The sequence below is a fragment of the Lysinibacillus sphaericus genome (assembly GCF_005217585.1).
GTDB classification, from domain to species: Bacteria; Bacillota; Bacilli; order Bacillales_A; family Planococcaceae; genus Lysinibacillus; species Lysinibacillus sphaericus.
Window position 1 is genome coordinate 11,692 of record NZ_SZPT01000011.1, and the last position, 14,803, is coordinate 26,494.

Sequence of the window (14,803 nt, forward strand, 5' to 3'; positions counted from 1 at the left end):
TAGGAAACAATAAGAAAATCTTAAGAATTGGTGCATGAGTTTGTTAAGATTTAGTTAGTATTATATTTTTATACGAATCCAATAGGAGTGATTACAGGAACCTAAAGAGATGGAGGATTGAATGTAGTTGAACATTTTGATTTGTGATGATGATAAAGAAATTGTAAGGGCAATAAGCGTTTATTTAGAAAATGAGGGATATAAAGTATTTAAAGCGTACAATGGTGTGGAGGCAATTGATCTTATTCAAGAGCAAGTGATTCACCTAATTATTATGGATATTATGATGCCAAAAATGGATGGCATTACGGCGACCATGAAGATTCGGCAAGATAACATGATTCCATTAATTATGCTTTCTGCTAAGTCGGAGGATTATGATAAAATACTCGGATTAAATATTGGTGCAGATGATTATATGGCAAAGCCGTTTAATCCATTAGAACTGGTCGCTCGAGTGAAATCACAGTTAAGAAGGTATACGGCATTTGGCAGTCTGGAAGTAAGTAGCCATATTTTCCAAACGGGTGGTCTTATGATTGATGATGAAAAGAAAGTCATTACGGTTGATAAACAAGCTGTTCATTTGACCCCAGTACAGTATAAAATTTTAAAGCTACTTACAGCCAATACTGGAAGAGTATTTACCATTGAAGAGATTTATGAAAAGGTGTGGAATGAAAGCGCCGTTAACCCAGAAAATACGGTGGCAGTCCATATTCGGAAAATTCGAGAAAAAATTGAAATTAATCCGAAAGAGCCGAAGTATTTAAAAGTTGTGTGGGGAGTTGGGTATAAAGTTGAGAAATATTAGTCATGCACTGATTACAAAAGTGATTGTGTTTCTAATTGCTATCGCTTGTTTAACGGGTACAGCGAAGGCTATTATGGGCATGGAATTAAATGATGTTTATCTTAGTAATATCAATGAAGATAATTACTTTGAAAGTCAAGTATTCGCTGATGAAAGTTACAGCATTATAGCTTCGTTAGCGCAATTAATCGGACAATATAAAAGTGAAGAGTATATTTTAAGTGGTAAGGCACTAACAAAAGAAGATAGAAGAGCAATTGAAGAAGAGTTATATAATGATTTCCGATATTCATATAAATACAATGGGAATTTGAGTGAGTTGGAAAATAGACGCATATATGAAAAAGAGTATGCAGATGACATCAAAAGTAAAAAAGAAGAAAGTGCGAAGGAACAAGTACGTGTTTTTTATCGTTTACTCAACACTTTAGAAGCATCTGAAGGAATCGTCTATTATGCAAGTGACGGTAAACATATCTTCTCCAATAGTGAACTAAATAAAAAAGAACAATTTACATCATTTGGCGCCTATATGCTAGTTGATGATTATCAACAGAAGCTGTATCCAACAGAAGTAGGAAAAAGTAAGTACGTAGATTATGTTACACAAGAAGTGGAACAGTTAAATCCACAAACAGACGTTATTTATGTGGCGTTTGAAGAATCTTTCTTACAGCAAAAAATGCAGGAATGGCAAAAAGATAAAGCGATTGCCAAACGTTTACTGAATGAGTTTATGTTCTATCTAGCAGGATTTATTGTATCTTTTGTTTATTTAATAATTGTTATTGGCAGAACGTCATTCAAAGATAAAGAACTGCATTTACATGTTATGGACAAATTATATAATGATTTAAATATTGTAATCCTCGTATGTTTAATCTCTATGTGGATGGCTATGATTATTGAAGTGTTACGCAAGATGAACTTGCTTCTGACGGTGCCTATTTTTATAATTGCTTTGTTACTAGTCTTATCACTCGTAAAGCATATTAAAAATCGAACATTACTGCAGTACACACTTATCTATCAAATTATTAAAAAATGTTTTATTGTGGTGAAAAACATTTTTGATAATGGGAGTACAGCGGTAAAAATTGTGTTACTTGTTATCGGCTATCCTTTAATAGTAGTGGCTACATTTTTTATGTTTCCTATTACACTAGGCGTAGCAGCCTGGTTGGCTATGAAAAAGGTGAAATCGTTTAATCGCATTAAAGAAGGCGTAGAGCAGATTAAAAATGGTGACCTTCATCATCGAATTGAAGTAGATGGAAAAGGGGAGTTTAGCCAACTTGCCATGAATATTAATAGCATTACCGATGGTTTAAAAAAGTCGGTGGATAGTGAAATCAAGAGTGAGCGTTTAAAAACAGAGCTTATTACGAATGTTTCGCACGATATCAGAACGCCATTAACGTCTATTATTACGTATGTCGATTTATTAAGAATCGAAGAAGACCCGGAATTAATTGCTGAATATATTGATGTATTAGATCAAAAATCGAAAAGGCTCAAGCTTTTAACGGACGACTTGTTTGAAGCGGCTAAAGCGTCAAGTGGCAGTATGCCTGTTCAATTAGAACGAATTGATATCGTTTCGTTACTAAAACAAGGCATAGGAGAGATGGATGAGAAAATCGAAGCAGCATCCTTAGATTTTAAGTTAGCCCACCCAACAGAAAAAGTCTATGTGAAGGCTGATGGTAAGCTTCTATGGCGCGCCATTGAAAACTTATTTTCGAATATTTTTAAATACGCGCTGCCTGCATCTAGAGTATATATTGATGTTGAAGATTTAGGTAATGAACTACAAGTAACATTTAAAAATATTTCAGCGTATGAATTAAATATTTCAGTCGATGAGCTTATGGAACGTTTTACACGCGGAGATGAATCTAGATCGAGTCAAGGTAGCGGATTAGGGTTATCGATAGCTGAAAGCCTTATTCAAATCCAAGATGGAAAGTTCTTCGTTCAAGTAGATGGCGATTTATTTAAGGCGATGATTTACCTTCCAAAATTTCAAAATGAATAAAATAGTGAAGGAATAGGATGCATAAAGTGTGTCCTATTCTTTTGCAGTTGTTGTCCAACAACTATTGAAATAATTTTTTCTTGTTCTTGAAATCTTTGACTTCTGCAAATAAGTTCGTTATAATTCGTGATGTATTATAAAATGCGTAAAGGAGGACTATTAAATATGACACTACGATTCCCAACTTTGAACCAATAATTGAATATGGTCAAAGGCTCTGTTTGTGTATGCAGAGTAAACGGAATTAGTCTGTCTTGTTTTAATATACCTCATTTCATATTTGTGAAAATACAATTCCATCATTTTATGAATCTTTCCCATATATCACACTTCGAAATATAGGAACGATTGTTTAATCGATGGAAAAATATGCAATGTTAGAAAGGCGACTTTGTTCAACCTTTCTTTTATTTTTGTCTAATTACACCTTTTTTGATGGTATCAAAAGTAGGTGTTTTATGCCCTATGGCTAACTTCATAAAAATAGGACGGTTTTTTCCCTTTACTTTTGAGATCACAGGCAGATGTTTGTGATCTTTTTGTTTTCTATAGTGGGTATTATGAAAAGCTCTGACGCTAAACAAGGTGGTGAATTCCCCAATGGTATATGAACTAGGAAGGATTGGGTAGGATTTGTTTGGAATATACAAATTTTTAAGCATAGGTTACTGATCATAATGAAATCTATGAAGCATTTTTTAATATGACTATTCGTAAGGAGTAAATAAATGAATCAAAATCAAACGGTGAAATATGAATTCCTATCACAGGACCCCAATGTTAAAACATTACCCATCATGTTGTCGTTAATTATCGGTGCGTTCTTTGCTGTTTTAAACGAAACATTGTTAAACATTGCCTTAACTACATTAATGCATGAATTCCATATTACCTTGCCAACCGTTCAATGGATGGCAACAGGGTTTATGCTTGTCATGGGTATAGTCATTCCAGTCTCTGCATTGATGTTGCAGTGGTTTACAACAAGGCAATTATTTCTTGGTGTGATGGTCACGTTCACAATTGGAACGATTATTTGTGCTATTGCACCTAGTTTTCCGGTTTTATTGGTAGGGCGTTTAATACAAGCGATTGGAACAGGGTTGTTAATGCCCATTATATTTAATGTGTTTCTTTTGTTATATCCACCAGAAAAGCGCGGGAAAGTTATGGGTATTGTAGGTCTAACGTTTACGTTTGCACCGGCAATTGGACCAACTTTATCTGGGGTGATCGTAGAATATTTAGGTTGGCGCTATCTATTTATTATTGTTATTCCTTTTGCCATATTTTCAATTGTTTTTGCCTTTAAGTATTTAACAAATGTTTCGAAAGTTACAAAACCTAAAATTGATTTTCTATCATTGCTTTTTTCAACGATTGGGTTTGGAGCAATTATTTACGGGTTTAGTGCTGCTGGTGAAAAAGGTTTCCTTAGTTCTAGCGTTTATCTGACGATTATCATTGGAGTCATAGGTGTTGTCTTGTTCTCGTTAAGGCAATTTAAGCTGAAAGAGCCTGTTATGGATTTACGGGTATTCAAATATCCAATGTATACACACGCTGTATTTATGTTTGTCATTATTATTATGGCGATGTTTGCATCAGAAATTATATTACCTATATTTATGCAGGGACCATTAGCTTTGACGGCTGCAACAGCGGGGCTCGTATTACTACCAGGGAGTTTACTCAATGGGCTCATGTCGCCAATTATGGGGCAGATGTTCGATAAATTTGGACCACGTGTATTGATGATTCCAGCAACACTTGTTTTAAGTGGTACCGTATTTACTTTGAGCAGGTTAACGGCTGAAACATCGATTTGGATAATTGTAGTATGCTATATTTTATTAATGCTAAGTGTCTCGGCTATTATGATGCCAGCACAGACAAATGGTTTAAACCAACTGCCTAAATCTTTATATCCACATGGAACGGCAGTGATGACTACTTTACAGCCTGTTGTAGGCGCTATTGGTGTTGCTGTTTTTATTAGTATTATGAATACCAAACAAAATCATTTTTTACAAAAGGCAACAAATCCGAGTGATCCGTCTACAATTAGCCAAGCAATGGTAGCTGGTGTGGAACTTGTTTATCTTATTGCCTTTATTATCACGATAGTAGCGATTATTTTAGCATTTACTGTTTATCGTGCGGTGCCTAAAGAAATAGTTGAAACACACTCTGAAACGAAATCTTAGCATAATCTCGGTTGAATACTGCCCAATACTATAGTTAACGTTAAAAATAAAAGCTTCTCATCAGTTGCATCAACTTTTGAGAAGCTTTTTATTTACGCTAATTAAAGAAAAAACGGTAATCTAACAATCGCTTTTCTAGTTTGTTGTGATGCTGAATTATCGTTTAAAGACAGCTAGTTATTGACCTTCAACCTTTAAAACTTCATATTGGAAACCCCGATAAATGTAATGTTGTTTTTGATACATGTCTCTCGGTGTATCTTCACCATCTGCTACTAAAATAACGGTTTTTTGCTGAAAATTTTGCATTACATATTGCTGAAGTTGCGTACCTATTCCTTTCCGTTGATAAGCCTCTAGTACAAATAAATTATCAATTTCAACTGTCGTATCTTCTTCAATTAGCTCTGTAGAACCAACTGGGATGCCTTCATAGTAAGCAAGGAGTTGATGTTTCTTCGAATCGTGAAAACGGTGTTTGAGTAAAGCTTGTTTTTCAGTGGCAAAAGTTTCACCATATCTTAAATCTTCTTTGTACTGCAGTGTTAAAAATGCCTCTAAATTGTCGTCAGTCACAGGTCGAACTTCAACATGTTCATTTACCTTTGCAGGGAAATGGCTAGGTTCAATTGTATATAACTCTAAAAATCCAATATCATAGTTTTCATCCGTTAAATAACCGTGAATAGCGCTCGGAATTTTTTCATTAGACGGGAAAATAAATTTTAAATGTCGCTGATTATGTTGTTGGTGATAGGAGCGTAGTAAATGCTCCATTTTCTTAAATGTCGTTAATGCAGGCATTGTTTTAAATAAAATAAAATTGCTATCATAACGGCTCAGCATTTCTGGATAATGCACATGCCGATACATTTCGTCTTCATAAATGATATGGCCAATTTTTTCTATATGCTCAAAAGTAATATCGTTCATTGTAAATCTCCTTATTATGCATGACTTGAAAAAGGGTAACGATTGAAACTTTATTGCTATTAGTGTGAATACTATGGCACTTGATAGCAATAGAATTCTAAATGATGCACATCTTCGCTCCAAGGCGATAAGTAACTGACATCTAAAAAAGACAAAGGGCATCAAGAGAGTGACATCTTGATGCCTTTTGACGTACGCTTCAGCCAAGGAATAGCAGCGGAATGTTTATTAAATTCCTACATTATCGTACTTGTAACAGGCGTTGGCTCAGGGAAATAACCTAATTGAATGCCATAACCAATCATTGTACGGATAAAGGCTGGATTAGGCTCTGCGCATGTAATATCCGTATGCTTTAAAAAGTCCTGTGTTTTATCACTATTCATTCTAAATGGTGAATCGCTTGGGCCATCACCGTCAAGCTGTGCAATGGCTAATGATAAATAATCTTGTAGTTCTTCTGGATGCTCCGAGTGTAATAGCCAATCTTCATATTCTTTCGCCGTAACAATTTCTAACGCATAGCCCATATCTTTGATAGCCTCAACAAAATCGAGATAAAGTAACGGTACCGGGTTACATAGATGGAATATGTGCCCATTTGATTTTGGCTGACGGGCTAGTGCTACAAGTGCTTGGCTTGCATAATTAATTGGCGTAAAATCGACATGCCAATGAGCTGACGGGGTTTTTCCTAAGTAAAGCATTGATTTTACCAGACGATAAAATGCATTATCATCTATATTGCGTTGGAATTTCCCTGTCTGTGAATGACATGTTAAATTGCCAACACGATAAATTGAGACAGGAATACTATCATTCACTGCATTTCTAACGAGATTTTCAGCATCTAACTTACTTTGGTTATAGACATTTGAAAGTGCAACATTGTAATCGAAATCACCAAGTGCTTGTTTGTCTCCCCATTGTGTTGCCGCAAGCTCCTCAGGGATACCTATTGTTGAAACATAATGGAAATGTACACCCATTTTACATTTAGCAAGCTCCAGCAAGTATCTAGTGCCTTGCACATTGACATCGTTAAAATGACTTGCTGCTCCGAAATGTCTTACATCTGCACCGCAATGAATTATAGCGTCGATTTTTTCAGTAAGAAGCGCGTGGTCTTTAGCAGATAAATCAAGTTTTGCCTTACTTAAATCGCCTTGGATGACCGTCACTCGTTTTTGCAGCATCGGGATAATAGCATGTCCAAAATAAAATAACATGCTATCTTTTAATTTTTCATCAGGCGTTGTCTGTGCACTTTGTCGAATTAAACAATAAACATGTGCGTTCGTATTCATTAAAAGCTCATATAACACATGACTACCTAAATAACCTGTTGCGCCAGTTAACAGTACCGTTTTCATCGCTAAAGGTGTGACATTGTGAGCAGTAATAAGACGGCTTGGTTCCATTAAATCTTTCCGTACTAAATCAGTTTTTGGCTGGGATACCTCATTTGTTTCAGGTTGATAAGTACTAATATAATAATCTAATTCAGCAATCGTATGGTATTGGAAAAAGTCTTGAATTTTTAAAAATGGAATATGTTTTTTCACTTGTACTAAAATCTCAAGTATTTTTAAAGAATGTCCACCGATATGAAAGAAGTTATCGTGAATGCCGACACGTTCAACATCTAGCACTTGCTCCCAAGCACTGGCTAGTAGCTGCTGTATTGTATTTTCAGGCGCATCATAATGACTTGGTAGCGGTGTTGTTACCTTCAGGGCAGCTAATTGCTTTCGATCAATTTTGCCAGTAGGAGATAATGGCATTTCCTGCACTTCAAGTAAACGTTCAGGCACCATATAGTCTGGTAAAAGATCTGCTAAATAATGTCGAAGTGCTTCCTGTTCCACCTTCATACCACCGAATACCGTGTAATAGGCAAACAAGCTATTATTGCCATCGTCCTTTTTTTTGGCAAGGATTACAGCTTCTTGGATGTTAGGGTGATTACTTAACACCGTTTCAATTTCCCCAAGCTCAATGCGGAAACCGCGCACTTTGATTTGAGAATCTTTGCGTCCTACAAATTCAATTACGCCACTTGGCAATAAACGAGCTAAATCACCTGTTCGATACATCAACTTCCCAGATTTAGTGGACAAATGTGGGACAAACGCTTCAGCAGTTTTTTCAGGCTGATTTAAATAGCCAGCAGCTAGTCCTGCGCCAGCAATATAAAGTTCACCTGCTTCATTGGCAGGGCATAGCTGACCGTAGGTATTAATAATATACATCTCATAATTGGCAATCGGTTTGCCAATTGGAATACTAGCATGATGTTCGATAATTGTATCCGGTACTTTGTAATACGAGGATAGCACGGTACATTCTGTCGGTCCATATACATTGATGATTGCAGTAGTCGTGCCGAATTTTTCACGCCACTTTTGTATAACCGCAGGCATAAGGGCTTCCCCACCTACAGACAAATATTTAAGAGATGATAATTGATATTGGTAATCGCTGGAGAGATGCGTTGCAAGCTGCGTAAAGAATGCATTTGGAATAGTGGCTGTTGTCACTTTTTCCCTTGCAATCATCTCAGCGAATGCTTCAATCGATATGCGTTCCATACTTGTAAGCATATGTAATCGAGCGCCAGAAAAGAAAGCAGTAAATGTTTCCGTGACGGATGGATCAAAACTATAGGAGATAAATTGCGAAAAAACATCATTTTTACTTGCTTGGTAGATTCTTTGATTATCAGTAATTAAGTTAATCACAGATTCATGCTTTAGCATGACGCCTTTTGGCTTGCCTGTCGAGCCAGATGTATAAATAATATAGGCTAAATCGGCAGGGCTGAGATCAATGTAAACATTGTCTTTTGGGAATGTGATTTCCATGCGATTCAGTGTAAACACTGTACGACATTGAAAATCGTTATGTAATAAATTAGTAAGTAACGCTGTATGTTCTTCTTTTATTAATATGAATGGTGCTCCTGAATCATTTAAAAGGTATTGACAGCGTTCTTTTGGATAGCTCGGATCTATTGGAACGTAAATACCTCCTGCTTTTAGAACGCCAAGTAAACTGATAACAGTATCCTGACTACGTTCCATAACAATAGCTACTTTGTCGCCCTTTTGGAGACCATTGTCTAGTAACATATGGGCAACTTGATTGGAGCGTTCATTGAGCTGACGATAGGTGATCCGACCACCATTAAAAGACAGGGCAATTCTTTCTGCGAATCGTTCCGCTGATTGATAAAATACACTAGGGATTGTTTGATCTTTCGCATAAAAGGCTTTTGTTTGATTTAAAACTTGATATAATACTTTATCTTCCTCTGTTAACAGTTGTGTACAATTGGATGGTAACGTCTGTTGTTCTTGGGTGTTTGTTTGATAATGTGCTGTAAATAAATCAAGGTCTTGTTTTAATTTCAATCATAACAACTCCTATTTTTGAAAGTAGGGGATTGTTCCCCTTTAGTGCAATTAGAAGTAACTTTATTATTGATAGGATTAGACATTGCTATTTTTTCTTATTAAACAGCCTTGTCGATGTTTTTGCATCGACAAGGTTGTGGGATTACTTGCTCTTTGTTTATTTTCAGTGCTTTCATTACATCTATTTTACAATAAATGTATTTACAACAGTTAATAATTCACCTGATAAATCAGATAATACTTGTGCTTCTTCTGAAACTCTTTGCACGGTATTTAGCTGACTAGCGGATGTTTCGGCTACTGCTCTTGTATTGTCTCGAGAACTTACTGAGAAGTGTTCCATATCTTGAACAGCTGAAGTAACTTCTTCCATACCTGCTGCCATTTCTTCAATCGTTGCTGATAATTCTTGAATTTGCCCTGTAACATGGTGAATTGAAGTTAAAATTTGGCTAAATGATTTTTCGGAATCATTAATCATAATTAAGCCATTATCCACTTCTTCTACAGCATGTATCATGACCTTTACAGATTCATTTGTATCTTGTTGAATACGAGTAATGAGCGTAGAAATTTCTCTTGCCGAAGCTTCTGATTGTTCGGCTAGCTTCCTCACTTCATCGGCAACAACAGCAAAGCCACTTCCTGCTTCGCCTGCGCGAGCAGCTTCAATCGCAGCATTTAATGCAAGCAGATTTGTTTGGGAAGCGATACCTGTGATAATGCCGACGATTTCTTCGATTTTGCCGGAATGTTCACCAAGCATTTTTACAGATGATGCGGAATGATTAACTGCCTTACTAATAGCATTCATTTGGGCTACAGATTTGCTTGTTGAATCATTACCTTTTTCAGCTTCTTCCGATGCTAAAATAGAAGATTCAGAAATTTGATTGGATGTCATAGCAATGCGTTGAATACCAATACTCATTTCCTCAATTGTAATAGAACTTTCTTTAGCTTTTTGCACTTGTATATCAGCACCACTAGCAATTTCTTGCATTGACGAAGCTACATTATTGTATGAATCTGTTGCTTCTTGCATATTGCTTGATAAAACTTGTGCAGAGTTTGAAACACGTGAAGAAACATTTGTTGCACTTTTAATAACAGTTTTTAAGCTGTCAATCATAACATTGAAATTAGTTGTTAGTACGCCAATTTCATCATTTGAGTGAACAGGTAACGCTTCAAGCTCTAGGTTACCTTCCGCAACTTTTTTAGATTGTAAAGATAGCTGTTGGATAGGTGTTAGCTTCTTTCTTAATAGTGTATATACCACGATAGAAGAACCAATTAGGAATAGTACAGTTATTAACAGAATCCATAATGCTTCTGATAATGCTTTAGCATTTACCATAGATACATCATAATCAATGGCGTAAGCAGCTACAACGGAACCATCTTTATCTAAAATCGGCGTAAGACCTGTTTTATAGCTTCCAAACTCATCTTTATAAATATCTGTAGCTGTTGCTTCTTTTGTTTCAAACACTTCTTTTATTCTTGCAAGAAAATCTGGGGAAAGTCCCATGGCAACCATGTCTTGGTTATACTCTGCACCTACTTCAAGTACGCTTGTGGAAAGAACCGGTGCGTTAATATTTTCACCATCTACTGTAATAAGAAAGAGATTGGTAATAATGTCTGATTCCTCGTTAATGGCATCCATTTCCTTCGTTAAATGTAGGACATCATTATTGTCAGCATTTGGGCTTTCTAGTACGGATTTCAATGTCTTTTGGTCTATTGTCTTAGACAAAATCATCCCTTTATCATAGAGCGATTGGTCCATATCTTTTAAATTACTGTTTTTCACTATATAATAGGCAAATCCCGTAGTAACTAGCCCAAATAATAGTAAAATACTAACCATGATGACGGTTAATTTCTTGCTAATCGACATTTGCTGTTTCTTATTTTTCTTCATATCTCTTCCTCCTAAAATTGTATACAAGACATATTTCAAGCGAAAAAGGGACGGCCGATAATACGAAAGTCAAATGTAATGGGAATAGTACAATGTTACAATTGACTGTTATGATATTCAAATATATGGAATTACCTTATACTTTTTATCATTATTTCTTTGATTGTAAAATAATCCATTCATCCCCTAACATTAATCAACTATACTGCCAAAAAATACGATTCACAACCCAAAAATCCTCCTATTTAAAGTGTGAAATTTCGGTGAGCGAAATAATATATAGTGTTTTTATATCAATGTTTTCGGATGGTTATGCACATAATTAACAGAAAATATAATAATAATAGTATATTTTGTTTCTGGGACTAGCTGCTAAAATAAAGTGTTTATTATTCTGGACAAATATTATAACCAACATAAGCGAAAAAATTGTTGGTGGTCATTGTTATGTAAAATTAAAGGCTTTCCATTTGTTCATTGCTGAACTGATGGAATGCCCTTTTTTATCTTGGATTACCAAATATGCCAGGTAAAATATCAGAAATACCTGGAGGTGTTAAACGAGGGAATCCTGGTAATTGCCCGCCTGGAAATGGAGGAGGTGGGAATGGCTGCGGTGGATATGGACGTGGTGGATATGGTTGCGGCGGATGCGGATATGGTGGATACGGTTGCGGTGGGTACGGTTGTGGCGGATGTGGACGAGGAGGAGGATATGGTGGCGGGTAAGGGGATGGATAAGGAGGTGGATAAGGTGGCGGATATGAGCCAGGAGGCAAACCTGTCCCTGCTGCGGCAATTTGATTAACATCAACTGTAATAATTTGTCCAGAATCTAGCTGAATTTCTGCAGTTCTTCCGTCTTTTCCAAATGTTCGAATTAAAGTACCAGAATAAGTACCAGTAGGGAGTGTAACCCATATTTTCATTCCAGGTCGGAATTGCTGATTAAAATCTTCAGGGGCTAATCTTGGATAGACCAATAGAACACACCTTTCTTCATTTTTCTTTTCTAACATATGTCCCATATTATCTTTGTCATAGGCATATGGCATAAGACAAATTAGAAAGTATAGGCATTATCGCACTATTTGTTATAAAATATATCGATTTTAATTATAATAGGAAGAAATGACTGAAAAGGATGTTTGAAATGGCAATTATCAAAATGAAAAAAATAAAGATACAAAATTTAAGAAATGTACGCAATGGTGAGCTCACAATAGCGGTGAATTTTGCTTCGCTTATGACAGCGAATGTAGTGGGGGTATATGGGCAGAATGGTTCAGGGAAAACAACCATTGTCGATGCATTTAGTTTGTTGAAGACCATTATTTCTGGGTGGATTGCTGAAGTGAAATTGCCATCACAAGATAAACGATTAATTATGGCAGGGGAAAAAACTGCTAGTCTGGATTTTGAATTTCTAGTGGACAACCAATTCGGCACATTTTTTGTCAACTATTCCGTAACATTGCAAGAAGATGAAAAACGACTGTTCATAATTGCGGAGCGCTTGACTTACAGGGAAGATGAAAAAGGAAAACGCTCAAAAGTGTTAGTAAGTGTTGCAGATGAGGATGTTCAAATTCGAAAAAGCTCTTTACGAGATATGAGTGAAAAGATCCGTATAAAGACGCTTGTTGTTCAACAATTAGCACGAAAACAATATATGTCTTTTGTCTTCCATAAGGATTTAAAGCCGTTGCTACAAGAAAAGCTATTAGATTTAGAAATGGAATTGCTTCATAATATAGCAGTCGACTTTAATCGGGACTTACATGTTATTAATAACCAAAATATTGCCCCTTTATTTGAAGAGCGTATTATGCCTTTTAGTATTCATTTAGAAAAAACGCGGGGCTCGATTCCTTATGATTTGAAAGGACCAGCATTATTGCCAGAGAATGCTTTCAATGTGTTATGTGAAGTCATAGAGCAAAGCAACCAAGTACTATCGACCATTATTCCAGGGCTAACGATTAAAATTCACGTTATTACAGAGCAATTATTAGATAACGGTGAAAAAGGCATACGTTTTGAGTTTTTATCCAAACGGGGTGAGCGGGAATTACCGTTACGAACTGAATCGGAAGGAATATTGAAAATCATTGCTGTGCTTAGCGTTTTAATAGCTGTTTATAATAATCCGACTGCATGCGTCGTAATCGATGAATTAGATTCGGGTGTATTTGAATATTTGTTAGGTGAGTTGTTAACAGTGATTGATGAGGGCGGAAAAGGACAGCTTATTTTCACGTCCCATAATTTACGTGTGTTAGAGGTGCTTGCCATTAAAAATTTATGGTTTACAACAACAAATGAGGATGATCGATATATGCAGCTAAAGGGCATTAAAGAGGTCAATAATGCGCGAGATGTCTATTTGCGTGCGATACAGCTTGGCGGACAGGATGAGGAAGTGTATAAAGAAACGAAAACGTTCAAAATAAAACGTGCTTTTAGAAAAGCTGGTGTGCAACATGACTAGAAAAGTACTATTAGTGATTGTTGAAGGTCAAACGGAGCAAATCATTTTAGAAGATTTTTTGGATGAACATTTTTCTGATTCGACGATTCGCTTTGATGTACAGCGAGAGGATATTTTGACGAAGTGGGATGCAAAAAAGAGAATCCCCAACATTAAAAATAGTGTTAGCCGAGTCATTCATAACTATCTTGAAAAGTATAAGTTTTTAGCAAAAGATTTAACGGCGGTCATTCATATTACAGATGCAGATGGTTGTTTTATCGCCCCAGAGTTTGTCAAAATCAAATCAGATATGGAGCAAAATTTATTTTACACAGAGGATGCCATTTTAGTAAAAACAGAGAGGCGTAAAGAGCAAATCGAACAGCGTAATGAAATGAAAGCGAATAACGTAAAGATTTTGCTTGCCAATGACCATTTTAGTATTAATCGTTTAAAAGTACCGTATCAACTTTTTTATTTTGCTACAAATTTAGAGCATGTGTTATGGGATGAGCGCAATGAAGTTGCAACAGAAAAAGTGCAGAAAGCAGATGAATTTATGGACAATTTATCGGGCTCTATTAAAGAATATCTTGTGGAGTTTTTGCCTGTTGATGGAACATTAACTTATAGGGAAAAGATGAAAGAAAGCTGGGCGCACTTAACGAAGGGTTGTAACTCATTGCAACGAGGTACAAATGTGCCGTTATTATTTGACATGATTACGTCCAATGTAGGTGACTAATGGACAAAAAGGCTGGGACATAACTAAAAAATTTAAGGAATAGAGGAAAGGTGTTCGTAAATTTTTGCTATTATGGGAACTTTGCTACTTGCAAAAAAATAGAAGTGTTCACTAGTTGTTGGTAGCGAAGGCGGTGACTCCTGCGGAAAGCACCGCCGAAGCGGATAACAACGGCGTAGCGAAAAAGTGTTAGATTGATGGCAGTCAATCTAACACTTTTTCTCTTTTGTCCCACCCTTTTTCAATG

9 protein-coding genes are annotated in these 14,803 nt (G+C 36.1%); 5 read left to right on the forward strand and 4 right to left on the reverse strand.

Annotated elements, in window-relative coordinates:
- The first annotated feature begins 127 nt into the window (after positions 1 to 127).
- From FC748_RS20655 to FC748_RS20670, 3 genes are all read left to right on the forward strand, one after another.
- Positions 128 to 814 carry a response regulator transcription factor gene (locus FC748_RS20655; protein ID WP_024363935.1) on the forward strand — a complete coding sequence of 229 codons (687 nt, stop codon included), beginning with the start codon at positions 128 to 130 and terminating at the stop codon, positions 812 to 814.
- Positions 801 to 2,852, forward strand: coding sequence for a HAMP domain-containing sensor histidine kinase (locus tag FC748_RS20660; RefSeq protein ID WP_227665385.1), 2,052 nt, complete (start codon positions 801 to 803; stop codon positions 2,850 to 2,852). The genes FC748_RS20655 and FC748_RS20660 overlap by 14 nt, the downstream gene beginning before the upstream one ends.
- A 728-nt stretch (positions 2,853 to 3,580) precedes the next feature.
- Positions 3,581 to 5,059 (forward strand): MDR family MFS transporter, encoded by a 1,479-nt coding sequence (locus FC748_RS20670; protein ID WP_108031201.1) that lies wholly within the window; start codon positions 3,581 to 3,583, stop codon positions 5,057 to 5,059.
- A 177-nt stretch (positions 5,060 to 5,236) separates the two neighbouring features.
- Here the strand turns inward: FC748_RS20670 and FC748_RS20675 are convergent, their stop codons facing one another.
- The 4 genes from FC748_RS20675 to FC748_RS20690 form a co-directional block, all read right to left on the reverse strand.
- The gene (locus FC748_RS20675) at positions 5,237 to 5,992 is read right to left on the reverse strand and encodes a GNAT family N-acetyltransferase (RefSeq protein ID WP_025220692.1); all 756 of its coding nucleotides are present in this window, start codon (positions 5,990 to 5,992) and stop codon (positions 5,237 to 5,239) included.
- Between the two features lie 236 nt (positions 5,993 to 6,228).
- Complete coding sequence (locus FC748_RS20680) at positions 6,229 to 9,405, reverse strand: non-ribosomal peptide synthetase family protein (RefSeq protein WP_025220691.1); 3,177 nt, start codon at positions 9,403 to 9,405, stop codon at positions 6,229 to 6,231.
- A gap of 184 nt (positions 9,406 to 9,589) precedes the next feature.
- Positions 9,590 to 11,338 carry a methyl-accepting chemotaxis protein gene (locus tag FC748_RS20685; protein ID WP_024363940.1) on the reverse strand — a complete coding sequence of 583 codons (1,749 nt, stop codon included), beginning with the start codon at positions 11,336 to 11,338 and terminating at the stop codon, positions 9,590 to 9,592.
- A gap of 503 nt (positions 11,339 to 11,841) precedes the next feature.
- Entirely contained in the window at positions 11,842 to 12,321 is a 480-nt protein-coding gene (locus FC748_RS20690) for a hypothetical protein (RefSeq protein WP_108031203.1), read from the reverse strand.
- A gap of 170 nt (positions 12,322 to 12,491) precedes the next feature.
- Between FC748_RS20690 and FC748_RS20695 the strand changes: the two genes are divergently transcribed.
- Together FC748_RS20695 and FC748_RS20700 are read left to right on the forward strand one after the other, a co-directional pair.
- Positions 12,492 to 13,829, forward strand: a complete 1,338-nt coding sequence (locus FC748_RS20695; protein WP_025220689.1) for an AAA family ATPase — start codon at positions 12,492 to 12,494, stop codon at positions 13,827 to 13,829.
- The gene (locus tag FC748_RS20700; RefSeq protein ID WP_024363943.1) at positions 13,822 to 14,556 is read left to right on the forward strand and encodes a hypothetical protein; all 735 of its coding nucleotides are present in this window, start codon (positions 13,822 to 13,824) and stop codon (positions 14,554 to 14,556) included. Before FC748_RS20695 ends, FC748_RS20700 begins: the two co-directional genes overlap by 8 nt.
- The last annotated feature ends 247 nt before the right edge of the window (positions 14,557 to 14,803 follow it).

What these genes read in the sequence shown, in the direction of transcription:
- FC748_RS20670 (WP_108031201.1), top strand. Translation starts at nt 3,581, where the DNA reads ATGAATCAAAATCAAACGGTGAAATATGAATTCCTATCACAGGACCCC.
- FC748_RS20675 (WP_025220692.1), bottom strand. Translation starts at nt 5,992, where the DNA reads ATGAACGATATTACTTTTGAGCATATAGAAAAAATTGGCCATATCATT.
- FC748_RS20685 (WP_024363940.1), bottom strand. Translation starts at nt 11,338, where the DNA reads ATGAAGAAAAATAAGAAACAGCAAATGTCGATTAGCAAGAAATTAACC.
- FC748_RS20695 (WP_025220689.1), top strand. Translation starts at nt 12,492, where the DNA reads ATGGCAATTATCAAAATGAAAAAAATAAAGATACAAAATTTAAGAAAT.
- FC748_RS20700 (WP_024363943.1), top strand. Translation starts at nt 13,822, where the DNA reads ATGACTAGAAAAGTACTATTAGTGATTGTTGAAGGTCAAACGGAGCAA.